Source organism: Massilia sp. 05N420, from assembly GCF_056397205.1.
On record NZ_JBFTMX010000007.1, the window covers coordinates 59,064 to 84,751 of the forward strand.

Consider the following 25,688-nt stretch of genomic DNA (forward strand, 5'->3'; position numbering starts at 1 on the left):
TATTGCTCAATATACTGCGATGCCACGGGCATGACTGTACGGCAGCTAACCGTCACTGCCGCCGCTCATTTGAGCACTTATTTCCGCTCAGATGCGCTCTGATCGCGGGCCGCACGGAACTCCGAGTCTTTCGACCAGTTCGGCCAGGCGTTCGAATCGGCCAGTTCGCGGCCCACCGCGTACAGGATGCCGAGGTCGCGCGCCATCCCCTCGAAGGTCCACTCCGGACGCCATTCGTCGGACGGCTGGTGGTAGTTCTCCTTGACGTAGCGCTCGGCCTCCTTCTTGCCGGCCGCAAGCCCGCCCTGCTCCCAATGCTCGCCCGATCCGAAGGAGATCGCCGGCACGCCGCGCTTGGCGAAGGGGAAGTGGTCGGAGCGGAAGAAGTGGCCGGCTTCCGGCTTCGGATCCGGCGAGTAGCTCAGGCCGGCCAGCCTGGCCTTGGCCTTCAGGCGGTCCAGCAGATCCAGCTTCGCGCTGCCCGAAATCGTGAAGTCCTTGGCCTTGCCGTGCGGGTCGAGGGCGTCCATATTGATCACGCCGACCGTCTTCGCCAGCGGATACACCGGGTTCGAGGCATAGTATTCGGAGCCCAGCAGGCCCTTCTCTTCGGCCGTCACCGCCAGGAACACCACGCTGCGCTGGGGCGCCGGCGCGGCGGCGTACACGCGCGCCAGTTCCAGCAGGGCCGCGATGCCGGTCGCGTTGTCGACCGCGCCGTTGTAGATCCTGTCGCCCTTGGCGTCCGGCAGGCCGATGCCGAGATGGTCCCAGTGACCGCTGTAGATCACGACCTGGTCCGGATGCCGGCTGCCTTCGCGCAGCGCGACCACGTTCTTCGACGTGATCACCTGGGCGTCGACGGCGTACTTGCCCGACATCGAGACGCCCGTCAGCTCGACCGGCCTGAAGCTGCGCGAGGCGGCCGACTTCTTCAGCTTGTCGAAGTCCAGGCCGGCGCGCTTGAACAGGTCGACGGCCAGGTCGCGCTGGATCCAGGCCTCGACCGGCGCATGCGATTCGCGCGGGTTCTTGCGCACCACGTCGTACATGACGTTGGTATTGGAGTTTTTCACCGTCGCCCAGCCGTAGGAAGCCGGCGCGGTCTCGTGGACAATGATGGTGCCGAGGGCGCCGCGGCGCGCCATCTCTTCGAACTTGTAGGTCCAGCGGCCGTAATAGGTCATGGCCTTGCCGCCGAAATCGCCGCGGCCCGCCTCGAAGTCCGGATCGTTGATCAGCACCACGGCCAGCTTGCCCTTCAGGTCCTGGCCCTTGAAGTCGTCCCATTTGCGCTCCGGCGCGGTCACGCCGTAGCCGACGAAGACCAGCGGCGCATCCCTGAATTCCACGCCTTTGGCGCCCGTCATTGAGGCGCGCACGGCGATCTGCTCGCCCTGGGTGAGGGTTTCTTCTTTCCCGCCGCCCTTGACGCTGACCTCGACCGGGCCCTTGATCTCGAAGCGGCCCAGCGGCACGTCCTGGGTCCAGCCGCGCTTGCCGTCAATGGCGTCGCCGCCCGGCTTCAGGCCGGCCGCCTCGAACTGGTTGATGAGGTAGGCGACGGTCTTGGCTTCGCCCGGCGTGTTCGGGCCGCGGCCTTCGAACTCGTCCGAGGACAGCACCTTGACGTCGTGCGACAGGTGGGAGGCTTCGATCTGCACGGCCTGGCCGGCGGGCACCGCCGGCTTTACAGCGGCGTTCACGGCCGGGGCGGCATGCGCGGACGCGGCCAGCGCGGCCGCGGAAAGGATGGCGATGGAGGTGGTGGTCTTCACGGTCTCGTTGGTTTTCTTGGTTGGTGGAAATGCCGGATGAGTATCCTTTGAATAATTTGCAATGTCAAACAGGCATCAATCGTGCGCATCGCATATAGTCGAGCTTCCTTCAGCATTGATTCGAGAGCTCATGTGAAACCTTCCGCCCTGCTCCTGCCCTGCGCCGTCTTCGCCGCCCTCGCGCTGGCCCTGCCCGCCGCCCTGGCCCAATCCACCGCGCCAGCGCCGGCCACGGCCGCTCAAGACCCGGTCGCCCGCCTGGTCGGCCAGCTCGACCTCGAACGCTACAAGGAGACCATTCGCGGCCTGGCCCGCTTCGGCGACCGCAAACAGGGCACCGAACGCAACCGCAAGGCGATCGACTGGATCGAGGCCCAGCTGAAGTCCTACGGCTGCGCCACCGAGCGCATCCGTTATGACTATATGCCGCCGGCGCCGCGTCCGCCCGGCAGCCCGCGTCCGGCGGCAGCGGGAGGCGGCCGCGGCGGCCCGGCCGGCCAGGGTGGCAGCACCCTGTTCGGCACCCGCGCGCCCACCGGCGTCAATCAGGATCCGATGGCCCAGCCCGACGAGCGCCTCCGCGCCCTCAACGCCGAGCAGCCGGATCCGAAGGGCGGCCCGCGCGAAGAGGTGGTTTGCACCAAGGTCGGCAGCAGCCGTCCCGACGAGATGTATATCGTGGCCGCCCACATGGATGGCCTCGGCTTCGGCGAAGCGGCCAACGACGACGCCTCCGGCACGGCCCTGGTGATGGAACTGGCGCGGATCCTCAATGCCGCCGGCGTCACTACCGAGCGCAGCATCCGCTTCGCGCTGTGGAACAACGAGGAGACCGGCCTGAACGGCGCCTCCGCCTATGTGGCCCAGCGCAAGGATTTGCAGGGGATCGAATCGCCCAAGGGCTCGGGCCGCTATCCGGAACCGCGCTGGCTGGGCATGATCCAGCACGACATGATGATGTTCGACCACGGCATGCCGGTCGCGCGCACGGATGCGAACGGCAAAACGGTCACGGCGCCGCCGCCGGAGCAGCGCCGCGAAGCCGACGTCAACATCGAGTTCCAGGCGAACTCGCGCCAGGCCGAAGGCTCGCAGAAGCTGGCCTGGGCCTTCCGCGCCGCGAACGATCAATACGCCACCGACTATCCGGCCGCCGTCGGTCCGCACATGACGAATACGGACTCGACCCCGTTCATGGACCTGGTGGCGTCGATCTCGCTGCGCGAGAACGAGCGCGGCCAGCAGATCGGCGCCGGCTGGAATCCGCACTGGCACCAGCCGACCGACCTGGTGTCGACCTTCAGCGACAAGGACTTCCTGCTGGGCCTCAACGCGGCCCAGACCACGCTGGCGGCGATTGCCCGGCTGGCCGGCGCCCAGGAAAAGAAATGATAGCTATTTGTAAGAACATGTAAAAACGCGTCAACTGGCCGGCGGCTGGCCGCGTTGAGGGATCAGTAGCACCCGGGAATGTCCCAAAAATTTCGAAGACAACACTGAAGGAAACATCGCCATGAGCAAAATCGTCGCTACCCTGATCGCCGGTCTGTTCGCCACCTCGGCATTTGCCGCCCAGTCGACCGCTACGTCGCCGGCGCCGGCAAGCACCCATGCCGCCAAGGCCGATGCAAAAGCCGACAAGAATGTCGCCAAAGCGGAAGCCAAGGAAGAAAAAGCGGCAGCCAAGGCAGACGCCAAGGTAGAGAAGAAAGCAGCCGAGGCCAATTCCGACGTCGCCGTCGCCAAGGCCGACGCCGCCAAGACCAAGGCAAAAGCACACAAAAAGGCCGCAAAGGCCAAAGCGGAGGCCGCTGCCGACAAGGCTGCCGCTCACGCAGACCAGAAAGCCGACACGGCAGCAGCACACTAAGCCAAGCGGCTCAAGCCCCATCGCTTCGAAAGACAGGGTGCCTACCCTGTCTTTTTTTCGTCTCCGCACTACAATGGCGGTTCCTCCGACTGGGATTCCGCCATGCACAAGATCGTCTTCCTTGACCGCGACAGCCTGATCGCCGACGTCCGTCCRCCCGCCTTCGAACATGCCTGGCAGGACTATCCGGCCACCGCCCAGCAGGAAGTCGTCGAACGCCTGCGCGGCGCCACGGTCGCGATCACCAACAAGGTGCCGATCCGCGCGGACGCGATCGCCCAGTTGCCGGACCTGAAACTGGTGGCCGTGGCCGCGACCGGGACCGACAACGTCGACCTGGCCGCCTGCCGCGAGCGCGGCATCGCGGTCTGCAATATCCGGAATTACTCGGTCGTGTCGGTGCCGGAGCACTGCTTCGCCCTGATGCTGGCGGTGCGGCGCAACCTGCTGGCCTATGCCGCCGACGTCGCCGCCGGGCGCTGGGAAAGCTCGACGCGCTTCTGCCTGCTCGACCACCCGATCGGCGACCTCGCCGGCAGCCGTCTCGGCATCGTCGGCTATGGCGCGCTGGGCCGCCGCGTGGCGCAGATCGGCCGCGCCTTCGGCATGGAGATCGCGGTGGCGTCGCGCTCACCGGTCGGCGACGGCGACGTGGTGCAGCTGCCGCTGTCCGAGCTGCTGTCCACCAGCGACGTGATCAGCCTGCACCTGCCGCTGACCGGGCAGACCCGCCACATGATCGGCGCGGCCGAGCTGGCGTCGATGAAGAAGAACGCCATCCTGATCAACACCGCGCGCGGCGGCCTGGTGGACGAAGCCGCGCTGGCCGAGGCACTCAGGAACGGCGTCATCGCCGGCGCCGGCTTCGACGTGCTGAGCAAGGAACCGCCGGTGCCGGACAACCCGCTCCTGAAACTGAACCTGCCGAACTTCGTGCTGACCCCGCACGTGGCCTGGGCCAGCGGCGGCGCCATGCAGACCCTCGCCGACATGCTGGTCGATAACATCGACGCCTGGGCGGCCGGCACGCCCACGAACCTCGTATGACCGCGCCATGAGTACCACCGACGCCATCACCCCGTCGACCATCGTCCAGCTGGTCGACACCTTTTACGCCCGCGTCCGCAAAGACGCCGTGCTGGGCCCCGTCTTCGAAGAGAAGCTGGCCGGCCACTGGCACGAGCACATGCCGCGCATGGTTGCCTTCTGGACCAAGGTCCTGCTCGATACCGGCGAATTCCAGGGCAATGTCTTCGGCAAGCACATGGCCCTAAGCGGCATCGGCCGCGAACACTTCGTCCGCTGGCTCACCCTGTTCAGGATGACCGCGATCGAAGTGTTCGGCACCGAGGACTCCGCCGAGGCGGTGGTCGTGGCCAACCGCATCGCCAGCAGCCTGCAGCTGGGTTTCTTCGGCGAGATCCAGGTCCAGGTCTGAACTTCAGTGGTCGAGCCGCGCGATCCTCAGCAGATTGGTGGTGCCGGACGCGCCGAACGGCATGCCGGCGGCGATCGCGATGGTCTGGCCTTCGCGCGCCAGCCCTTCGCGGCGGGCGGTAATGCAGGCGAAGTCCGTCATCTCCGACACGTCGGCGACATCATGGGTCAGCACCGCGTGCACGCCCCACACCAGCGCCAGGGCGCGCGCGGTGGCGAGCTTGGGCGTCATGCCGATGATGGGCGCCTGCGGCCGTTCGCGCGCCAGCCGCAGGGCCGAGTGGCCGGAGCTGGTGTAGGCGACGGTGGCCGCCACGTCGAGCAGTTCGGCCACGTTGCGCATCGCCAGCCCGATCGCGTCCGCGATCTCGGCCCGCGCCGGGCTCTGGCTCGCCGCGATGCTTTCGCGGTAGACGGGATCGGACTCGGTCTGGACGATGATGTTGTTCATCATGGTGACCGCCTCGACCGGGTACTTGCCCGACGCCGACTCGGCCGACAGCATCACCGCATCCACGCCGTCGTAGATCGCGGTGGCGACGTCCGAGGCTTCGGCGCGGGTCGGCACCGGCGCCGTCACCATCGATTCCAGCATTTGCGTGGCCACGATGACCGGCTTGCCGAGACGGCGGCAGACGCGCACGATGCGCTTCTGGATCGCCGGCACCTGCTCGGCCGGCATCTCGACGCCGAGGTCGCCGCGCGCCACCATGATGGCGTCGGCTTCCTCGACGATCGCTTCCAGGTCCTTCACCCCAGCCGGCTTCTCCAGCTTGGCAACGATGCGGGCGCGGCCCTGCACGATCTCCTTGATCTCGCGGATGTCCTCGGCCCGCTGCACGAAGGACAGCGCGACCCAGTCGATCCCCAGACTCAAGCCGAAGGCCAGGTCCTGGCGGTCCTTGTCGGTCAGCGCCGACAGCGGCAGCACCACGCCGGGGACGTTGACGCCCTTGCGGTCGGACAGCACGCCGCCATTCACGACCGTGGTATCGGCCGACTCGGCGTTGAATTGCTCGACCCGCAGCGCGATCCGCCCGTCGTCGAGTAGCAGGATGGTGCCCTGCTCCAGCGCCGCGAAGATCTCGGGATGCGGCAGCGCGACGCGCCTGCCGTCGCCGGGCTGGCCGGCGTTCAGGTCGAGCCGGAACGATGCCCCGGCCTCGAGGGTGACGCGGCCTTCGGCGAAGGTGCCGATGCGCAGCTTCGGCCCCTGCAGGTCGATCAGGACCCCCACCGGGCGGCCCAGCGACTGTTCGAGCGCGCGCAGCTTGTCGAGGCGGGCCTTGTGGTCCTCGTGGCTGCCGTGGCTGAAGTTGAGACGGAAGACGTCGGCGCCGGCGCGGAACAGGGCCTCGATGGTGGCCGCGTCCGTGCTGGCTGGGCCGAGGGTGGCGACGATTTTCGCCTTGCGATTACGATGCATGTGTGGTGCTCCCGTGGGGCGTGTCGATCAGGATGGCGCGGAAGTCGTTCACATTGGTGAGCGTGGGACCGGTGACGATGGCGTCGCCGAGCGCCTGGAAGAAGCCGTGGCCGTCGTTGCGGTCCAGGCTTTGCATGGGCCGGATCTCCCTGTCGAAGGCGCGCGCCAACGTATCCGGCGAGAAGTAAGCGCCGGCGATCTCCTCCTGGCCGTCGACGCCGTCGGTATCGCCTGCCAGGCCGTATATGCCGGCTTCGCCGCGCAGGGCGATCGCAGCCGACAGAAGAAACTCGACGTTGCGCCCGCCGCGGCCGTCGCCCCGCACCGTCACCGTGGTCTCGCCGCCGGACAGCAGGATGCAGGGCGTGCCGAAGGGCTGGCCGCGCCGCGCCACCTGCAGCGCCATGCCGGCCATGACCTTGCCGACCTCGCGGGCTTCGCCTTCCAGGCTGTCGCCGAGGATGTGGACGGCGACGCCGGCCGCCTCGGCCACGCGGGCCGCGGCCTCCAGCGCCATCTGCGGGGTGGCAACGAAGCGGACTTCATTGCCGGCCAGGCGCGGATCGCCCGGCTTGACCGATTCCCCTGCCCCGCTCTCCAGCACGTCGCGCACCCTGCCCGGCAACGCGATACCGTAGCGGCGCACGATGTCGAGGGCATCCGCGCAGGTGCTCGGATCGGCGACGGTCGGACCGGAGGCGATGTCGCAGGGTTCGTCGCCCGGCACGTCCGAGATCAGCAGGGTCAGCACCTTTGCCGGATGGCAGGCGGCGGCCAGCCGTCCGCCCTTGATGGCGGAAAGATGGCGGCGCACGCAATTCATTTCGCCGATGCTGGCGCCCGACGCCAGCAGCGCGCGGCTCACGAGCTGCTTGTCTTCGAGCGTGATGCCGGGCAGCGGCAGCGGCAGCAGGGACGAGCCGCCGCCGGAGACCAGGCACAGCACCGTGTCGTCGGGACCCAGGCCGCGCACCAGTTCCAGCATGCGCCTTGCCGCCCGTTCGCCGGCGGCGTCGGGCACCGGATGCGCCGCCTCGACGATCTCGATGCGTTCGCACGGCACCGCATAGCCGTAGCGCGTGACGACCAGGCCTTCCAGCTTGCCCGGCCAGGCCCGTTCGACCGCCCGCGCCATCGCCGCCGAGGCCTTGCCCGCCCCGATCACCACCAGCCGGCCGCGCGGCGCGGCGGGCAGATGGGGCGGGACGCATTTGTCCGGCTGGGCCGCGGCGATGGCGGCGTCGAACATCGCCTTCAGTAGTGCTTTCTGGTCCATGGCTTCAGGCCGATACGTTCTGCGGTTTCACCAGGCTGACGGCGACGTCCTCGCGGTCCTCGTTGCCGTGCGGGGTGATCAGGGCTTCCTGTTCCGGCACCGGTTCCTCGCCGTTCAGGATGCGGTTCATGCGGACGCGGTCGACGGCGCCGACCCAGCGTGCCACCACCAGGGTGCCGACGCCGTTGCCGATCGTGTTGGTGATGGCGCGCGCCTCGGACATGAAGCGGTCGACGCCCAGCAGGAGCACCATGCCGGACACCGGGATCTTGCCCATCGAGGCCAGGGTGGCGGCCAGGGTGATGAAGCCGGAACCGGTGACCCCGGCCGAGCCCTTCGAGGTGATCATCAGCACGCCCAGCACGACCAGCTGGTCCATCAGCGACAGCGGCGTGTTGGTGGCCTGGGCGATGAAGATCGCGGCCATGGTGTAGTAGATGCACTGGCCGTCGGGATTGAAGGTGACGCCGGACGGCACCACCAGCCCCACCACCGGCTTCGAGACGCCCAGGTACTCCAGCTTCTTCATCAGCTGCGGGACGACGGACTCGGACGAGCTGGTGCCGAGCACGGTGAAGATCTCCTCGCGGATGAAGCGCAGGAACTTCCAGATGCTGAAGCCGCAGATCCGGGCGACCACGCCCAGCACGACGAACACGAAGGCGACGCAGGTGAGGTACATGGAACCCATCAGCTGACCGAGCGACAGCAGCGAGCCCAGGCCGTATTTGCCGACCGTGAAGGCGATGGCGCCGAAAGCGGCGAGCGGCGCGATCCGCATGACCATGCCGAGCACCATGAACATGCCGGTATTGAAGGCTTCCAGGATGTCGACCACGGGTTTGGCGTGGCGGCCCATGCGCGACAGCGCAATGCCGAACATGGTGCCGAACACCAGGATCTGCAGAATATCGTTCTTGGCCAGGGCGTCGATGGCGCTGGTCGGGACCATGTTCAGCAGGAAGTCGACGAAACCGGTCGATTTCGCCGCCGCCGCCGTATAGTTGCTGATGGCCTTGGTGTCGAGGTGGGCCGGATCGACGTTCATGCCGACGCCGGGCTGGACCACGTTTACGACGATCAGGCCGAGCAGCAGGGCGAAGGTCGACATGACTTCGAAATAGATCAGGGCTCTGCTGCCTACGCGTCCCAGTTCCTTCAAGCTCTCCATCTTGGCGATGCCGAGCACCACCATCGCGAAGATGACCGGTGCGAACACCATCTTGATCAGCCGGATGAAGAGGTCGCCCAGCGGCTTGAGGTCGGTGCCGAGCTTGGGATACAGGTAGCCGAGCAGGCCGCCTGCGATGACGCCGATTAGAACCTGGACGTATAGCCTGCCAAAGAAGCTTCTGGACATGATGTCGGTCTCCATTATGTGATGTGTTTCGAGTCCCCCCGGCTCTTCATGGCCGGTCGGGGACGGGGCTGATGCGGACTCAGGCCGCTGCGCGCTCCTGGCTGCCGTCGAGGATGCCGCACACGGCCCTGGTGACGTCCGCCGTGGTGGCGGTGCCGCCCAGGTCGCGGGTGTGCAGGGTTGGGGTGGCGGTGACGGTCTCGATCGCCTGCATCACCCGCTGTGCGGCTTCGTTCTCGCCCAGGTGCTCGAGCAGCATGACCACCGACCAGAAGGTGCCGATCGGATTGGCCCATCCTTTGCCCATGATGTCGAAAGCCGAACCGTGGATCGGCTCGAACATCGACGGATAGCGGCGCTCCGGATCGATGTTGCCGGTCGGGGCGATGCCCAGGCTGCCGGCCAGGGCCGCGGCCAGGTCGGAGAGGATGTCGGCATGCAGGTTGGTGGCGACGATGGTGTCCAGGGTCGCCGGGCGGTTGACCATGCGCGCGGTGGCGGCGTCGACCAGCTCCTTGTCCCACTTCACGTCCGGGAAGTCCTTGGCCACCTGCATGGCCACCTCGTCCCACATCACCATCGCGTGGCGCTGGGCATTGCTCTTGGTGATCACGGTCAGCTGCTTGCGCGGGCGGGACTGGGCCAGCCTGAAGGCGAAGCGCAGGATGCGCTCGACGCCGACGCGGGTCATCATGCTGACGTCGGTGGCGGCTTCGATCGGGTGGCCCTGGTGCACGCGGCCGCCGACGCCCGAGTATTCGCCTTCCGAGTTCTCGCGCACGATGACCCAGTTCAGGTCTTCCGGCGCGCAGCGCTTCAGCGGACCGTCGATGCCCGGCAGGATGCGGGTCGGGCGCACGTTGGCGTACTGGTCGAAGCCCTGGCAGATCTTCAGGCGCAGGCCCCACAGGGTGATGTGGTCGGCGATGTCCGGGTCGCCGGCGGAGCCGAACAGGATGGCGTCCTTGTTGCGCAGAGAGTCGAGGCCGTCGGCCGGCATCATCACGCCGTGCTTGCGGTAGTAGTCGCCGCCCCAGTCGAAGTCTTCGAAGGCGAATTTGAACTTGCTGCTCGTCGCGGCGAGCGCCTCCAGCACCTGGCGGCCCGCGGGCACCACTTCCTTGCCGATGCCGTCGCCGGGGATGGTTGCGATTTGGTAGGTCTTCATATTCCTGTCTCCTGTGTAAGCCTGTGTAGGTAAACGTGCATCCGTGGAGCCACTGTATGGCCTGGACGGGGGCAAATATCTTGGCTAGACTTAATCCGTCTTTAACCCGAAGTTAAGAATCGACATGAGCAGCGGCATCCAACCGGCCGAACTCGGCTTCTTCGTCTCGCTCGGCACCTGCGGCAGCCTGAGCGGCGCGGCGCGCGAACTCGGCATCAGCACGGCCGCCGTCAGCAAGCGCCTGTCGCAGATGGAGGCGCGCCTCGGCGTGCCGCTGGTGAACCGCACCACGCGGCGCATGAGCCTGACGCCGGACGGCGAAGTCCTGTTCGAGCACGCCCGCCGCATCCTCGGCGAGATCGCCGACCTCGACCAGCTGCTGGGCAGCTCGAAAGACCAGCCCAAGGGCCTGCTGCGGGTGAACGCCACGCTGGGCTTCGGCCGCCTGCACATCGCGCCGGCGATCTCGCAATACGTGCTGAATTACCCGGAGGTCGACGTGCAGCTGCAGCTGTCCGTGAATCCGCCGCCGCTGACCGAGGACCAGTTCGACGTCTGCATCCGCTTCGGCGAGCCCGGCGACACGCGCGTGATCGCGAAGAAGCTGGCATCGAACCGGCGCCTGCTGTGCGCCTCGCCCAAATACCTGGCGGCGCGCGGCGAGCCGATGACGCCGTCGGACCTGGTGCGCCACAACTGCATCTGCATCCGCCAGGGCGACGAAGCCTACGGCACCTGGCGCCTGTTCAGGGACCGCGATACGAATGGCCCCGGCGAGCCGGTCAAGGTGCGCGGCAACCTGACCACCAACGATGGCGAGATCGCGGTCAACTGGGCGCTCGACGGCCACGGCATCCTGCTGCGGGCGGAATGGGATATCGAGCGCTACCTGGAAAGCGGCCGCCTGGTGAGGGTGCTGCCGCAGTACCGGACGCCGGATGCGGACATCTATGCGATCTATCCGCAGCACCAGCACCAGTCGGCGCGGATCCGGACCCTGGTCGCCTTCCTGTCGCAGGCCTTCGAGCGCTTCGCCCAGCACCGCGCCTACCGCGCGGCGGACGCAGAGGCATAGGCATAGGCAAGCGCGATGCTGCTGAATTCGATCCGGGACCTGATGCGCGCTCCGCCGGGCATGGCCTTCGACTTCAGCCAGCCGCGCGGCGAGCCGGCCCTGACGCCGGCGGACGGCGTCTCCTGGCGGGTGTTCGCCAATCCGGTGTCGCTGTTCGTCGGCGGCGTGACGGCGGTGCTGCTCGAACTGGCCGAGCCCTCGGTGCGCTCGGGCGTGTGGGACCACAGCGGCTTCCGGCGCGATCCGCTCACGCGCCTGCGGCGCACCGGCTTTGCGGCCATGATGACGGTCTACGGGCCGCGCCCGGCGGCGGAAAAGATGATCGCCCACGTGGTGCGCATGCACGATCGTGTGCAGGGAACGACGCCCGCCGGCGTGGCGTACCGCGCCAACGATCCGCGGCTGCTGGACTGGGTGCATGCGACGGCCAGCTTCGGGTTCGCCGAGGCGTATCACCGCTACGTCCGGGCTTTATCGGCGGCCGAGAAGGACGCGGTATATGCCGAAGGCCTGGCGTCCGCCGGCTTGTATGGCGCGACCGGGGCACCCGCGTCCTGGTCGGCGTGGGAGGCCATTCTGGCGCGGACCGCGCCCGGGCTGGAAGGCTCGGATGTCCTTGCCGAGTTCCTGGGCATCATGATGGAAGCGGCCATTCTTCCCGCACCGCTGCGCTGGCTCCAGCGCCTGCTGGTGCGCGCCGCGGTGGAGATGACGCCGGCGCCGGTGCGGTCCCTGCCGCAGCTGCGTGGACATCGGCTGCGGTTCGGGGAGGCGGCGCTGGTGCGGTCGCTGGCGCGCGGTTCCGGGTTGCTGCCGCTGGGGGATACGCCGCCGGTGCAGGCTGCGCGGCGGATGGCGGGCGGCCGCGCAGTGCGCCCTCAAGGTCGAGCTACTTGATGTCGGGAATTTGTATTGACGCCACTCGACCTGGCGATTTCCCGAGTTTTTTAACAAACAGTCGTTGCAAGGCTGTGACCGCCAAGCGTAGCATCCTCCAACCGGGCACAACACTGTGCCCGGGTCCTGAATGGAGGAGCAGCCATGACCAGAAGAAGAGAATTCCTTCGGATTGCTTCCAGGGCGGGCGTCTCGGCATGCGCGGCGGCCGTGCTTCCGCGCTTCGCCATGGCCCAAAGCGGCAGCAAGACGAGCGTGCACTACATCGATCCAGGCGCCACCGCTCCCGGTCCCGGCGACGGCACGCTTACCAATCCCTACCGGTCATGGACCAGCGTGTCCTGGACGCCCGGCCATACCTACCTGCAGAAACGGGGCACGACCTATTCGGGTGTCTTCCGGGTAGGCGCGAGCGGCACGGCGGCCCAGCGCATCACGATCGGTGCCTATTACAAATCGAATGGCGACGATGATCCTACCCAGCCAAAACCGGTCATCATCCTGCCGGGCGCGCCCACCACCCCGGCCGCCGGCGCCTCGATCGCGGCGCTCAACCAGGAGCGCGATTTCATCACCTACCGCAATCTGGACATCCGCAACACCGCCCTGCCGGAAGCCGCCGGCGTAGCGATCATCTGGCTGGGCAATAACTGCGTTTTCGAAAACAATAACGTGACGTCGAATTGCGGCGGCGTGTATGTCTACACAAAAAACCATGTGACCGTTTCCGGCTGCCTGCTCGACGTCATCAGCAATGGTCCGAGCTATGGCAACCAGGGGATCCTGGTCGCTGCGAACACGACGATCGACGACCTCCGCTTGCTGAACAACACCGTCCGCCATCGCGGCGGCGGCACCTCGGGATCGCATGGCATCCGCTGCGAGACCTACAACAGCAGCTCTTTCCTCACCCATCTCGTGATCAGCGGGAACCGCGTTTCGCCGCCTCCCGGCATCGCTTACTGCATGAACGGCAGTGCGATGGGCGTCTTTCTCATCCAGGGGTCCGCTGCCAGGCTGGACAACAATACCGTGACCGGCATGCTGGTCGGAATCTTCATCAACGGTGGAGATGGCAGCTATTTGGGCAACAACAACTGCAGCAACAATATGAATTTCGGCATCCATATCAGCGGCTTTGCCAAGTCCTACATCATCGAGCGCAACACCTGCAATTCGAATGGCGGGACCCTGAGCACGACCTATTACGGCCGGGGCATCGAGCTGTCGTCGGCGAAAGGGCAAGATGCCGTATCGGGACATACGATCCGCTACAACACCTGCAGGTTCAACTATAACTATGGCGGTCCGCTGGACAACGGTTCGGAAGGCGTCGGCATCGGCATCGACGACGGCACAAACCGGTGCTCGGTCTACGGCAACATTGTTTCGAACAATGAAGGGAACGGTATCCAGGTGTACGGCGGCGGCGACAGGGCCAAGTGGACCGACACGGGCGGCCACACGATCAATGCCAACAAGATGGATTCGAATTGCAGCTTTTCCGTCATGAACCGGCGCAGCGGCGGCAAGACGCCCAGCCAGTTCCAGGCGCATATCGCACTGGCCTACGTGTACGGCAAGCCCACCGTCGTTTCCAACAACACGTTTTCAGGGAAGACCCCGATGGGGATTTATACCGACGGCACGGACGCAAACATCAGCACCGTCGGCAATATCTGACCGCCCTTATCGGATTCTGCGGTGCCCGGTACTGGCGATGCCCGGGATGGTCGAATCCGCGCAGGCGTCAATGCACCGCAATAGCGGAAATCTCGACGGCGGCATCCTTGGGAAGCCGTTGCACCTGCACGGTGGCACGGGCTGGCGGTTTATCCTTGAAATACGTGCCATACACGGTGTTCAGCCGCGTAAAGTCGTTCAGGTCCTTGACGTACACGGTCGTGGAAACGACGTTTTCCATCGACATATTGCTGGCTGCAAGTACCGCCTTGAGATTGTCGAGCGCTTGCCTCGTTTGATCTTCGATCGACCCCTGGTTCAACTGACCGGTCTTGGGATCGATGGGAATCTGGCCGGCCAGGAAGACCATATTGCCGGCCCGGATAGCCTGGGAATAAGGGCCGATTGCCGCGGGGGCGTCTTTTGTGGCAATGACGTCCGCGGCCGATGCGTACAGGACCGGGTAGCAGGCGAGAGCAAGAACGATAGCGCAGCCGAAGCGGATATTCGTTTTCATGGTTTTCCTTTTTCTTCGAAGAAAAGATATCGGACTCGTTGGGGCGAAAGAGCGCGTTGCTCAGCTCGGTCCCACGGTAAACCAATATAGATCACCAATCAGGCGTGTCAATACAAAGGCGCGACGGACGCCCCGAACCGCAGCGCGCAGGTTCAGAGAATTTCCCGAATCGAAGCGCAAACCCTCTCGACATCCGCCACACCCATGCCGCAATGCAGCGGCAAGGTCAGCGTCTGGTCGCCGATCCGCTCGGCATGCGGGAACTGCCCGCGGCGGTAACCGAGGCTCTGGCCCAGGCTGGTCAAATGCGAGGGTTCATACGACAGCCCGGTGCCGATACCCCGCTCGCGCAAGGCCGCACGGAAGGACTGGCGGGTCGTCCCCAGGCGGTCGTAGGGCAGCAGCACGCAAAACATGTTCCAGCTCTGCCCCGCGACGCCGCGCGGCGGCAGCACCGCGTCCTCGATGTTCGGGAACACCTCGAAATAATGGTCCGCCAGCGCCTGCCGATGCGCCAGGAAGCCCGGCAGCTGCGCGAGCTGCGCCAGGCCGATGGCTGCCGATACGTCGGACATGTTGTACTTGCCGCTGGCGACCGCGACATCGCGCGTATCGTCGGGCAGGCGCTCGATGCCGTGGAAGCGCAACACCTCGATACTGCGTGCCGTCGCCTCGTCCGGCACCACGATGGCGCCGCCTTCGATGGTCGTCATGTTCTTGTTGGGGTGGAAGGAGAAGGTCGCGATGTCGCCGAAGCTGCCGACCGGGCGGCCCTGCCATGCCGAGCCCTGCACCAGCGCGGCATCCTCGATCACGCGCAGGCCGTGGCGGCGGGCCAGCGCGTAGAGCGCGTCCATGTCGCCCAGCGCACCGGGAAAATGGGTCGGCACGATGGCCCTGGTGCGCGGCGTGATCGAGGCTTCGACCTGCGCCAGGTCGATCGCGCGCGTGACCAGGTCGCAGTCGACGAACACCGGCCGCGCACCCACCTTGACGATCATGTTCATCGTCGAGAAGAAGCTCTGGGTCGAGGTGATGACCTCGTCGCCGGGGCCGATGCCGCAGGCCAGCAGGGCGAGTTCCATCGCGCCGGTCGCCGAGGTCAGGGTCCGCGTCGGACGCCCGCCGAAGGAGTGCGACAGGGCGCGCTCGAATTCCAGCACGCGCGGGCCGCTGGCGATCCAGCCGCTGCGCATGGTTTCCGCCATCGCGGCGATCGTGTCTTCGGAAATGCTCGGTTGCGAAAAATTCAGGTGTGCCACGAAGTCCTCATTGAAGTGATGATGCGGCGCGCAGCGGCAGGTCGAGGATGAATGCCGTCCCCATGGCAGGCAGGCTCTCGACGCGGATGGTCCCGCCCAGCAGCGTGGTGACGATATTGTAGGCGATGTTCAGGCCCAGGCCGGTGCCGCCCTGCCCCATGCGCGTAGTGTAGAAGGGATCGAAGATGCGCGACAGGTGCTCGGACCCGATGCCGCGTCCGTCGTCGCGGAATTCGATCCGCACCCGCTCGGCGCCCGACATGGCGGCCGCCAGCACCATGGTGCCGCCCGGCCCGTCGAAGGCATGCAGCAGCGCGTTGTTGACGAAGTTGATCAGCACCTGCCCGAGCGGCCCCGGATAACTGTCCATCACGATGCCCGGCGCCACCTCGATCTCGAGCACATGCCCGCCGCGCCGCACCTGGTTCATGATGGTGGCGGCGATCTCGTGGCAGGCCTGGGCCAGGTCGAAGCGGCGGCGCTGGGTGCTGGCCTGGTCGACCGAGACCTGCTTGAAGCTGTTCACCAGCTCGGCCGCCGAATGCAGGCTGCGCTGGATCAGGGCGCTGGCTTCGCTGGCCGCGCCGATCCATCCTTCCAGCTCCGATTTCTTCAGGGTGGACTGGGTGAAGCGCGCCGCCAGCTGCTCCGTCTTTTCCTGCAGGGTGCTGGCCATCAGCAGGCTGTTGCCGATCGGCGTATTCAGTTCGTGGGCGACGCCGGCCACCAGCGAACCGAGCGAGGCCAGTTTCTCGTGCGCCGCGAGCTGGGCCTGGGTGTCCTTCAGCTGGCGGTAGGCGTCGGCATTGTCCAGCGCCACGCCCACGTAGGCGGCCAGGGTGCTGAGCATGTCGAGCTGGATGTGCTGGTAGGCGTGGGGCGTGTGGCTCTGCACGCAGATCACGCCAAGCGAACGGGTGCCGACCATCACCGGCACCAGGATCAGCGAGGCCGGCGGCCGCGTATCCACCGAATCGCGCAGCTCGCCGACCCAGCTTGCAGCTTCGTGTTCGAAGTCGTCGATCAGGATCTCTTCGGCGCGCTCGGCGCTGCGCTGCGCCATCGCCAGCACGCGCGCGCCGCAATGCTCGGCGCCGGCGACGCGCTTGCCGTCTTCCATCACGAAGGGACAGTCGAGCCGGTCCCCGCGCAGCACGCCGATCGCGAACACGTGCACGTCCATCAGCTGGCGCACCTGGCCGTAGACATTCTTCATGATCGCGTCGCCGTCCAGGTTGGCGGTGAGTTCGCGGCCGATGTCGGACAGCAGCGCGATGTTGCGGCGCGCCTGCAGGGCCGCTTCCTTCTGCTGTTCGGCGGCCTCCTTCTGCAGCACCAGTTCGGCGGTGCGTGCGCCGACGGTGCGCTCCAGGGTTTCCTTCTGCTGCACCAGCGCGCGGATGCGCAGGCGGTAGATGGCGAAGCCGCCGCCCAGCAGGAACAGGGCGACCAGCAGCCGGAACCACCAGGTCATCCAGAACGGCCGCTCGATGGTGATCGCCATGCGCGCCGGGACGTCGCTCCACAGGCCGTCCTTGTTGGCGGCCCGGACTTCGAACACGTAATCGCCCGGATCGAGGTTCGTGTAGGTGGCGAAGCGCTTGCTGGCGTCGGTCTCGGTCCAGTCGCGGTCGAAGCCCAGCAGGCGGTAGGCGAAGCGGTTGGCCAGCGGGTCGGCGTAGTGCAGCGCCGCGAATTCCAGCGTGAAGCCGGCATCGCGGTAAGGCAGATCGATGTGCGGTTCGGCCACGCCATGCGGCAGCAGCGAGCGGCCCTGCACCAGGAACTCGGTGACGACCGCCTGGGCCGGATACGGGTTGTCGCGCACCGCGTCCGGCATGAAGGAGGTCATGCCGTTGACGCCGCCGAAGTGCAGCTCGCCGTCGGCGTCGCGTGCGGCCGCGCCGACGAAATAGGTGCCGTCCAGCAGGCCGTCCTTGGCGCTGTAGTTCATGAACTCGCCGGTGGCCGGGTCGAGGCGGGTCAGGCCCACCGTGGTGCTGATCCACAGCTCGCCGTGATTGCCCTCGAGGATGGCGCCGATCGGCACCGGCCCGCGCGACTTCGTCACCGGGAAATAGCGGAACACGGCGGCCCCGCCGGCATCGCGCTCCATGCGGTGCAGGCCGGCCGCGGTGCCGACCCACGTCTCGCCGATCTTCGACTGGTAGAGATAATAGACGCGGTTGTGGCGCAGGGTGGTCGGATCCCGGTCGTCATGGCGGTAATGGCGGAAGGTGCCGCTGGCGCGGTCGAAACGGTCCAGACCATTCTCGGTGCCGTACCAGATGGTGCCGTCGCGGTCTTCGAACAAGGCGAAGCCGTAGTTCTCGCCGAGGCTGCGCGGATCCTGGGGATCGTGGCGCCAGGCGCTCAGGACGTGGCCCTCCGGGTCGAGCAGGAACAGGCCGCCGCGGGTCGCGACCCACAGGTTGCCGCTGTGGTCGAGGATCATGTCCTGCACGTAGTTGCCGGCCGAGTCCTTGCCCAGCGGGACGGTGGTGAAGCCGCCGCTGGCGGCGTCGCGCCAGGACAGCCCGGTCCCCGAGCCGACCCACAGCCGGCCGCGCCCCGGCAGCACCGCGGTGATGACGTCGTCCGGCAGGCTGTCGCGGCGCTTCGGGTCGTGGCGGATGCGCTCGAAGCGCCCGCTGATCGGTTCGAGGTGGATCAGGCCGGAGCCGGTCGTGCCCAGCCACAGCTTGCCGTCGGCGCCGGCGGCGATCGCGCGGACCTTGCGGCTGAGGGTTTCCGGGCGCTCGTCCGCCGCGCCCGGCAACAGCACGAAGCTGCCGAAGCCGCCGCTGGCCAGGTCGGCGCGGCTGACCCCGCCGAACAGGGTGCCGGCCCACAGGGTGCCGGTGCGGTCGACGCGTACCGCGCTGACCTGGTTGTCCGACAGGCTGTGGCGGTCGAGCGGCACGTTGTTGTAGCCGACGAAGCGCTGGGTGACCGGGTCCAGCCATTTCAGGCCGTCGAGGTCGGTGCCGACCCAGAGGTTGTTGCCGGCGTCGTGGTAGAGGGCCAGGATACCGGCGTCGCTCATGCCCTCTTCGGGTCCGACGTGGCGCCGCTCGGGCGGACCGTCGCCGGTACGCCATGCGTCCAGGCCGGCGGCGGTGCCGATCCACAGGGTGCCGTTCTGCCCCATCGACAGCGACAGCACCGTGTTGCGCTTGGCGCCGCCGCGCGGATCGATGTCGTAGTGCTCGAAGCTGGTGGCGCCAGCCGGCAAATGGTCGATGCCGACGCCGGTGCCCACCCACACGCCGCCGCGGCCGTCCGGCGCCAGCGCGCTGACGCGGTCGTCGCGCAGGCTGGCAGGATCGCCGGCATTGTGGCGGAAGGCGCGGAAGCGTCCGCTGGCGGGATCGAGGTGGATCAGCCCATCCCCGGTGCCGACCCACAGGCCGCCGCGGCCGGCGCCGACGATGGCGGTGACGGCGCGGTTGCGCGCCACCCGGTCGCTGACGGACGCGAAGGGATAGCGGACGAATTTCTGGCCGGCTTCGTCGAAGCGGGCCAGGCCGCCGCGCGTGCCGAACCACAGCCGGCCTTCATCGTCTTCGTAGGAGGCCTGGGTAAAATTGTCGGGCAGGCTGGAGAAATCGCCGGGGTCGCTGCGGAAGCTGCGGATGCGGTAGCCGTCGTAGCGGTCGAGTCCGGCCTGGGTGCCGAACCACATGAAACCGGCGCGGTCCTGCAGGATCGTCTTCACCGATTCCTGCGACAGGCCCTGTTCCAGGCCAAGTCGTTCGAAGCGCAGGCTGCGCGGTGCGCCGGCCTGGGCGGACAGACTGACGACGCAGGCCAGGACGCAAGCGAGGAGGAAGCGGAACATAAAGAGGTTTTCCGGAAACAGCCTTTAATCTACCAGAAGCGCTTCTTATGTTGAGAAAAATTAAGACTTCCCCCTGCGGGATGTCGCTGCTATAATAGCGACTCGGGCGGCTGTAGCTCAGCTGGATAGAGTACTTGGCTACGAACCAAGGGGTCGTGGGTTCGATTCCTGCCAGCCGCACCACTTATGCATGAGGAATGGCTCAGAAAGTTCTGCTTTCTGGGCCATTTTTCTTTTGGCTGCCTGCATTGACATTGCCGCGCTCCGCGCCTGCCGGGAAATCGGGCTCTTGCCCTTGCAACAGCCGCCCGCTCCATGAGCCGCCGCTGATTCTTCGCGGCGGACTTGGCCATTCCGGAACTCGCTGCTATAATTCGCGCCTCGGGCGGCTGTAGCTCAGCTGGATAGAGTACTTGGCTACGAACCAAGGGGTCGTGGGTTCGATTCCTGCCAGCCGCACCACTTATACATGAGGAATGGCCCAGAAAGTTCTGCTTTCTGGGCCATTTTTCTTTTGACTGCTTGCATTGACATTGCCGCGCTCCGAACCTCACGGGGAAATCGGTCGCATGTCCTTGAAACAGCTGCGCACGCCATGAGTCGCCGTCGATTCTCCACGATGGACTTGGCCATTCCAGAACGCACTGCTATAATGCGCGCCTTGGGCGGCTGTAGCTCAGCTGGATAGAGTACTTGGCTACGAACCAAGGGGTCGTGGGTTCGATTCCTGCCAGCCGCACCACTTATACTTGAGGAATGGCTCAGAAAGTTCTGCTTTCTGGGCCATTTTTCTTTTGTCCGGCGTTTTCGGCGCAAGCTTTCACGCTAAGCTGTGCGGCAAGTCATGGGCCGACAAAGGAATGGCAGTGAGCGAAAACAAGGACAGCAAAGTCTTTTCCCTGGGCGGCAGCGCCATTCTTCGCCACGCCGAGCCCGGCGCCTGGAGCCCGCCCGAGGGCGAGATGTGCCTCGAGCAGATTTCCGGGCACATCGAGCGGCATCTCGGACCGATCGCGTCCGTATTCCACGAAGTGGTCTCGGACACGGTCCATATCGACGTCCATGTCGTCCGCCCCACCGACGCGTATCCATTCGTCCGGCTGGTCACCTCGGGCATGAGCGATCTGCCGATGTCGACGCCGCAGGAAATCGACCCTCCCCGCTTTGCCGAACTGATCGTGACGCTGCCGCCGGACTGGAAACTCGACCAGGAATCCCTCAATGACGAATCCTGGTACTGGCCGGTAAGGCTGATCAAGGGCCTGGCGCGCTTTCCTCACAAGTACGGCACCTGGCTGGGCTGGGGCCACACCATGCCGAACGGCGATCCGGCGGAACCCTATGCGCCGGACGTGCAATTCGACGGCTGCATCCTGCTGCCGCCGGTGAGCGTGCCGGATCCATTCCACACGCTAGGGATCGACGAAGACAAGGAAATCGCCTTTTTCGCCGTCGTGCCTCTATATAAAGAAGAGATGGATCTGAAACTGCGGGCGGGAACCAACAAGCTCCTGGAACGCCTGGCGAAAAAGCGCATCGGCGACGCGATCGACCCGCGCTGCCCGAATGCGGCGAAAAAACGCTTTGGCTTCCTCTGAGAATGGATACCGCGGCCATGCACTTGGCCATTCGCCAAGCCGCTGCTATAATGCGTGCCTCGGGCGGCTGTAGCTCAGCTGGATAGAGTACTTGGCTACGAACCAAGGGGTCGTGGGTTCGATTCCTGCCAGCCGCACCAGTTATTCTTGAGGAATGGCTCAGAAAGTTGATCTTTCTGGGCCATTTTTCTTTTCCGGTAACGGAATACCCTGCGTTTCCCGACCATACTGTCAGCCGAATCCGACCTTCCCTGCCCTGCTTTTTTGCCGTTTCAGCCACTTTGCCAAATGGCAAAACTTCGCTATAATACGTGCATCGGGCGGCTGTAGCTCAGCTGGATAGAGTACTTGGCTACGAACCAAGGGGTCGTGGGTTCGATTCCTGCCAGCCGCACCAACATTTCAAGACGAATGGCTCAGAAAGCGATTTCTGGGCCATTTTTCTTTTGCCCATCCGTATTGTCCTTATGGATCAGTGACTTAGCCCTGCCATAGGACTAGTCCCGTGGGCAATTCCATTGCCGAGCGTTCAATAAATATTCACTAACTGCAACAAACTCGGCCGAGGAGTATCGCGCGTCTGCAAGTAGGCTCAGTCCTACAAATACTTGGCAAGCCTGATAAGTTTTTCTGCTCGTCAATGCAAATAGCCCCTCCTCCTCTATGAGAATCGGGTAATCGCCGAATCCGGTAAGAAATTATTGAACACGTGCACATTTCCGAGAAGAAGCGCACACATTGGTGGTTTTTGGCGCGTTTTATCGACGGTTTGATAGGATGAAGTTCCCCGATTCTTGAAAACCAAGCTGCAGGACGCGGCTGAATCTTTGCGAGGTAAGAAATGAAAAAATCTCTGATCGCTGGTATCGTGTTTGCAACCGCAACATTCGGTTCCTCGGCCGTCATGGCCCAAACCACCGGTGGCGGCACCGCCGCCCCCACCATCGGCACCACCCCACAGGTTCTGGACCTGACCAATGGCAGTGGCTTCTTCGGTGACACACTCGCCATGAACAACAATGGCGCCATGTTTGCCGACCACTTCACCTTCTCGGTCACCGGCACCACCAGCTCGAACTTCGATGCCATCGTTTCCTCGATCAGCCGCACGGCAGCTACCGGCCTGGATATCAGCGGCCTGTCGCTGTTCCGCGTCGGCGGCGGCACCGGCACCGGCACCGGCGGCACCGGCATGGATACCCTGATCTCCAGCGGTACCCAGGTGAACAAGGGCGCCATGGACGTGTGGTCTGTGTCCAGCAGCAACCTGTCCGCGGGCGACTACTACCTGCTGGTGAGCGGCAACATGGTGTCGAATACGGCAGCGTCGTTCGGCGGCGCCGTGATGCTGGCGCCGGTTCCCGAACCGGAAACCTACGGCATGATGCTCGCCGGCCTGGGCGTCCTGGGCTTCCTGGCTCGCCGCCGCAAGCAGGCTGCGAACCAGGCAGCGTAAGTTCCAGCGACCGTCTACACGGCATTGAAGCGGAGGCGCGCAAGCGCTTCCGCTTTTTTTATGGCGCTGTTTGCATTAAGTGTTGAATCTGCCCGGCGCCGCTCTTGGAAATGCGTCTAGGCGGGCAATACGCTGGCCATCCAGCGCCCAGCGCGAGCCGAAGGAATGGTCCAGGTAAGGGCTGGGGACGCCGCGGAAAGGCAGCAGCCAGGTTCGCATCCGGCCTCCCGCGCGAATGCCGGGTCGGCCGCATGGCTATCGTTCACCAGCAGCGCGTCGCGTGCCAGGCGCGGCCCCAGGTGTTCCAGAAAAGATTCCACACTTGGCGCGAACAGCGCCTTTTTATGTGCGCAGCTTCTTGATCAGGCTGCGGTTGCCGAGGATTTCCTCGATCTGCTCGAAGCGCACCGGCTTGACCATGTGGTGGTCGAAGCCCGCCTCGAAGGCCAGCTGGCGGTCCTTCTCCTGCCCCCAGCCGGTCACCGCGATCATCACCGTCATCGCCCCGCAGGACAGGCCGCGGATACCGCGCGCCAGGTCGTAGCCGGACATCTGCGGCAGGCCGATGTCGAGGAAGGCGTAGTCCGGGCAGAAGCGCTTGGCGGCGGCCAGCGCGTCCGGGCCGTTGTGCGTGATGACCACGCTGTGGCCCATCGCCGTCAGCAGCGCGCCGATGCTGTTGACGAAGTCGACGTTGTCGTCGGCCAGCAGGATGCGGTAGGTCTCGGCGCTGATGAAGGAAGCCGGGGTCGGCTTGGCCGGCAGCTCAGGATCGACCACGATCGGCAGGCGCACCACGAACTGGCTGCCGTGGCCGAGGCCTTCGCTGTGCGCTTCGATCGTGCCGCCGTGCAGTTCGACCAGCTTGCGCGCCAGCGACAGGCCGACGCCCAGGCCGGCGGTCGAGCGTTCCAGGGTCGAATCGACCTGCACGAACATCTCGAACACGATATCCAGCATCTCGGGCGCGATGYCGATGCCGGTATCCGCCACCACCAGCGTCAGGGTGCGGTCCTCGACGCTGGCATGCAGGCTCACGCGGCCGCCGCGGTTGGTGTACTTGGCGGCGTTGTTGAGCAGGTTCGACAGGATCTGGGCCAGGCGGGTGGCGTCGCCGTTCAGGAATACGGGGCGGTCGGGCAGGTCGATCTGCAGCTCGTGTCCATGCAGGTCGATATACGGACGGACTACTTCGAGGGCGTCGTTGACCATCGCCTTCAGCTCGACGCGGCCGGACTTGATCGTGAACTTGCCGGTATTGATGCGCGAGACGTCCAGCAGGTCGTCCACCAGGCGCACCATCTGGCGCAGCTGGCGTTCCATGATGTCGGTGGCACGCTGGGTGGCCTGGGCGTCGCCGCTGCGCAGGCGCAGGATGTCGAGGCCGGTCCGGATCGGCGCCAGCGGATTGCGCAGCTCGTGCGCGAGGGTGGCCAGGAATTCGTCCTTGCGGCGGTCGGCCACGATCAGGGCCTGCTCCGCGCGTTCGCGCACCTGCATCTCGTGCTCCAGGGTGGCGTTGGCTTCCTGCAGCGCGTGCGAACGGCGCCCGATCTCGGCCAGCATGTCGTTGAAGGCATCGATCAGCACGCCGATCTCGCCGCTCTCCTTGCCGGGCACGCGCAGGCTGAAGTCGCGCTGCTGCATCACCTGGCGCGCCACGTCGGTGACCGACTCCAGCGGCCGGGTGATGGCTTCCTGCAGGCGCGAGGCGACCAGCCAGGCGATCGCCAGCGCGCCCAGCATCACCGCGCCGAGGATGGCGCCATAGCTGAGCAGGCGGTCGAACAGACCGTAGCGCGCGCGCAGGTAGACGGTGCCGACCATGTCGCCGTTCTCGACGATGTTGCGGAACACCACCAGCTCGCTGCCCTCGATGCGGTAGCCCGAGGCCTGCGGGCGCTCCGGCAGCTTGAGCGCGCTGCCGGAGGCCGACGGCGCCACGTAGCCGGCGAAGCGGCTGCCGCCACTGGTATAGATGGCGGCCGCCAGGATCTGCGGGCGCACCCGCAGCACCGCCAGGTTCTGGCGCGCGGTCTCGTCGTCGTTGAAGGCCAGGGCCGGCGCCGTCACGCGCGCCATGATGTCGGCCTGGGTCATCAGGTCGTCGGTCCAGTAGCGCTGGAAGGCACGCAGGTCGACCAGCAGCATCGCCACCGACGCCGCCACCAGGGCGGCCAGCGTGGTCGACACCGCCATGAGGATGAGTTTGCGGCGTACCGAACCGGTGTTGCGGATGCGCTTCATCGAGCTCATTGCTGGGCTCCTTTCTGCACCCGGTTCGCCACCGTCAGCAGACGGGAACTGAGTTTGATGCCGTTACGTTCGGCGGCGTCGAGTGCGACATCGAAGCGCACCCGTTCGTCGACGATGCGGAAATTGATGGCGCTGCCCAGCTGCAGTCCACCATCGCATTCGGTCACGACCAGCAGCGCATTGCCGGCCGCGCGCACCATGCGCCCCACCCTGGCGCTGTCGTAGCCGGCGATGAACAGCAAGTGCACCGGCGTGCCGAGCTCGGACTCGCGCAGCACCCTGACCAGGATCGGGCGATTGCCGACGATCCGTCCGCTGACGATGCGTCCCAGTTCGGCGGCCAGCTCGTCGGCGCCGATCACGCCGATCGTGACCGGGCTGGCRGCGTCGGCGAAGGCGCCGGGTGGAAATTCGGCATAGCCGAGAAATTTATACAGGAAGGCGGCCTTGACGCGCCGTTCCAGTACCGGGCTGGTGGCGGCGTTGTCGGCCCGCGCCGCCGGCAGCAGCGCCTGCTGTCCGCACAGGGCGGCCGCGCACAGCAGCGCCCAGCCGGCCAGGCGGCTGCGCAGGCCGTGATTCGCGGATGAGCTCGGTGGACGGTGCATCGGCCGGGTCAGGAGGCGAAGCCAGCGGTGAAAGAGTGCGCGCAAATGGCGGCCGGCCGTAAAGACGGCCCTTCGGACAATGCAGGCGACAGCAGGAGACTCTTAATCATCTTGCTATCCTAGAGCATTTTCCCGAGTGCACCAAGCGTGCGCTGGCACAGGGTGCTCAGGCCGCCCCTG

At 65.9% G+C, this 25,688-nt stretch carries 19 protein-coding genes and 5 tRNA genes; 14 read left to right on the plus strand and 10 right to left on the minus strand.

Features of this window, described 5'->3' with window-relative positions:
- Positions 1-77: 77 nt before the first annotated feature.
- Positions 78-1,778 carry a M28 family metallopeptidase gene (locus tag AC1DIX_RS05995; protein WP_441933458.1) on the minus strand — a complete coding sequence of 567 codons (1,701 nt, stop codon included), beginning with the start codon at positions 1,776-1,778 and terminating at the stop codon, positions 78-80.
- A 132-nt stretch (positions 1,779-1,910) separates the two neighbouring features.
- Between AC1DIX_RS05995 and AC1DIX_RS06000 the strand changes: the two genes are divergently transcribed.
- From AC1DIX_RS06000 to AC1DIX_RS06015, 4 genes are all read left to right on the plus strand, one after another.
- Positions 1,911-3,170, plus strand: a complete 1,260-nt coding sequence (locus AC1DIX_RS06000) for a M28 family metallopeptidase (RefSeq protein ID WP_477322769.1) — start codon at positions 1,911-1,913, stop codon at positions 3,168-3,170.
- Between the two features lie 121 nt (positions 3,171-3,291).
- A complete protein-coding gene (locus AC1DIX_RS06005; protein WP_477322771.1) occupies positions 3,292-3,648 on the plus strand; it encodes a hypothetical protein in 357 nt (118 codons plus the stop codon).
- 102 nt (positions 3,649-3,750) lie between these two features.
- Positions 3,751-4,695 carry a D-2-hydroxyacid dehydrogenase gene (locus AC1DIX_RS06010; RefSeq protein WP_477322773.1) on the plus strand — a complete coding sequence of 315 codons (945 nt, stop codon included), beginning with the start codon at positions 3,751-3,753 and terminating at the stop codon, positions 4,693-4,695.
- A gap of 7 nt (positions 4,696-4,702) precedes the next feature.
- Positions 4,703-5,086 (plus strand): group III truncated hemoglobin, encoded by a 384-nt coding sequence (locus AC1DIX_RS06015; protein WP_477322775.1) that lies wholly within the window; start codon positions 4,703-4,705, stop codon positions 5,084-5,086.
- Between the two features lie 3 nt (positions 5,087-5,089).
- On the opposite strand, the gene pyk is transcribed toward AC1DIX_RS06015, so the two are convergent.
- The 4 genes from pyk to AC1DIX_RS06035 all read right to left on the minus strand — a co-directional run bounded on the left by pyk (position 5,090) and on the right by AC1DIX_RS06035 (position 10,315).
- Entirely contained in the window at positions 5,090-6,511 is a 1,422-nt protein-coding gene (pyk, locus tag AC1DIX_RS06020) for a pyruvate kinase (RefSeq protein ID WP_477322777.1), read from the minus strand.
- Positions 6,501-7,787, minus strand: coding sequence for a glycerate kinase type-2 family protein (locus AC1DIX_RS06025; protein WP_477322779.1), 1,287 nt, complete (start codon positions 7,785-7,787; stop codon positions 6,501-6,503). The genes pyk and AC1DIX_RS06025 overlap by 11 nt, the downstream gene beginning before the upstream one ends.
- Positions 7,788-7,791: 4 nt before the next feature.
- Positions 7,792-9,147: a dicarboxylate/amino acid:cation symporter gene (locus tag AC1DIX_RS06030; RefSeq protein ID WP_477322781.1), complete on the minus strand. Its 1,356-nt coding sequence runs from the start codon at positions 9,145-9,147 to the stop codon at positions 7,792-7,794.
- A gap of 79 nt (positions 9,148-9,226) precedes the next feature.
- Positions 9,227-10,315: a tartrate dehydrogenase gene (locus tag AC1DIX_RS06035; protein WP_477322783.1), complete on the minus strand. Its 1,089-nt coding sequence runs from the start codon at positions 10,313-10,315 to the stop codon at positions 9,227-9,229.
- Between the two features lie 124 nt (positions 10,316-10,439).
- On the opposite strand from AC1DIX_RS06035, the gene AC1DIX_RS06040 reads away from it, so the two are divergent.
- The 3 genes from AC1DIX_RS06040 (at position 10,440) to AC1DIX_RS06050 (ending at position 13,970) form a co-directional block, all read left to right on the plus strand.
- Positions 10,440-11,390, plus strand: a complete 951-nt coding sequence (locus AC1DIX_RS06040; protein WP_477322785.1) for a LysR family transcriptional regulator — start codon at positions 10,440-10,442, stop codon at positions 11,388-11,390.
- Between the two features lie 15 nt (positions 11,391-11,405).
- Complete coding sequence (locus AC1DIX_RS06045; RefSeq protein ID WP_477322787.1) at positions 11,406-12,287, plus strand: oxygenase MpaB family protein; 882 nt, start codon at positions 11,406-11,408, stop codon at positions 12,285-12,287.
- A 336-nt stretch (positions 12,288-12,623) separates the two neighbouring features.
- Entirely contained in the window at positions 12,624-13,970 is a 1,347-nt protein-coding gene (locus AC1DIX_RS06050; RefSeq protein ID WP_477322789.1) for a right-handed parallel beta-helix repeat-containing protein, read from the plus strand.
- 67 nt (positions 13,971-14,037) lie between these two features.
- On the opposite strand, the gene AC1DIX_RS06055 is transcribed toward AC1DIX_RS06050, so the two are convergent.
- The 3 genes from AC1DIX_RS06055 to AC1DIX_RS06065 form a co-directional block, all read right to left on the minus strand.
- On the minus strand, positions 14,038-14,487 hold the full coding sequence (locus tag AC1DIX_RS06055; protein WP_477322791.1) for a RidA family protein: 450 nt from the start codon (positions 14,485-14,487) through the stop codon (positions 14,038-14,040).
- A 152-nt stretch (positions 14,488-14,639) separates the two neighbouring features.
- Positions 14,640-15,749, minus strand: a complete 1,110-nt coding sequence (locus tag AC1DIX_RS06060; RefSeq protein WP_477322793.1) for a DegT/DnrJ/EryC1/StrS family aminotransferase — start codon at positions 15,747-15,749, stop codon at positions 14,640-14,642.
- A 7-nt stretch (positions 15,750-15,756) separates the two neighbouring features.
- Positions 15,757-19,590 carry a sensor histidine kinase gene (locus AC1DIX_RS06065; RefSeq protein WP_477322795.1) on the minus strand — a complete coding sequence of 1,278 codons (3,834 nt, stop codon included), beginning with the start codon at positions 19,588-19,590 and terminating at the stop codon, positions 15,757-15,759.
- A gap of 106 nt (positions 19,591-19,696) precedes the next feature.
- On the opposite strand from AC1DIX_RS06065, the gene AC1DIX_RS06070 reads away from it, so the two are divergent.
- The 7 genes from AC1DIX_RS06070 (at position 19,697) to AC1DIX_RS06100 (ending at position 22,644) form a co-directional block, all read left to right on the plus strand.
- Positions 19,697-19,773 (plus strand) — tRNA-Arg (locus tag AC1DIX_RS06070).
- Positions 19,774-19,975: 202 nt separating this feature from the next.
- Positions 19,976-20,052, plus strand: a tRNA-Arg gene (locus AC1DIX_RS06075).
- Positions 20,053-20,255: 203 nt separating this feature from the next.
- Positions 20,256-20,332 (plus strand) — tRNA-Arg (locus AC1DIX_RS06080).
- Positions 20,333-20,456: 124 nt separating this feature from the next.
- Positions 20,457-21,188: a suppressor of fused domain protein gene (locus AC1DIX_RS06085; RefSeq protein ID WP_477322798.1), complete on the plus strand. Its 732-nt coding sequence runs from the start codon at positions 20,457-20,459 to the stop codon at positions 21,186-21,188.
- A 63-nt stretch (positions 21,189-21,251) separates the two neighbouring features.
- Positions 21,252-21,328: transfer RNA gene (locus AC1DIX_RS06090), tRNA-Arg, on the plus strand.
- A gap of 180 nt (positions 21,329-21,508) precedes the next feature.
- A tRNA-Arg gene (locus AC1DIX_RS06095) sits at positions 21,509-21,585 on the plus strand.
- Between the two features lie 444 nt (positions 21,586-22,029).
- On the plus strand, positions 22,030-22,644 hold the full coding sequence (locus AC1DIX_RS06100) for an FxDxF family PEP-CTERM protein (protein ID WP_477322800.1): 615 nt from the start codon (positions 22,030-22,032) through the stop codon (positions 22,642-22,644).
- 342 nt (positions 22,645-22,986) lie between these two features.
- On the opposite strand, the gene AC1DIX_RS06105 is transcribed toward AC1DIX_RS06100, so the two are convergent.
- Both AC1DIX_RS06105 and AC1DIX_RS06110 read right to left on the minus strand, forming a co-directional pair.
- Complete coding sequence (locus tag AC1DIX_RS06105) at positions 22,987-24,900, minus strand: sensor histidine kinase, YfiR-like protein-associated (protein WP_477322802.1); 1,914 nt, start codon at positions 24,898-24,900, stop codon at positions 22,987-22,989.
- On the minus strand, positions 24,897-25,508 hold the full coding sequence (locus AC1DIX_RS06110; protein WP_477322804.1) for a TOL_0243 family YfiR-like periplasmic protein: 612 nt from the start codon (positions 25,506-25,508) through the stop codon (positions 24,897-24,899). The genes AC1DIX_RS06105 and AC1DIX_RS06110 overlap by 4 nt, the downstream gene beginning before the upstream one ends.
- Positions 25,509-25,688: the final 180 nt, after the last annotated feature.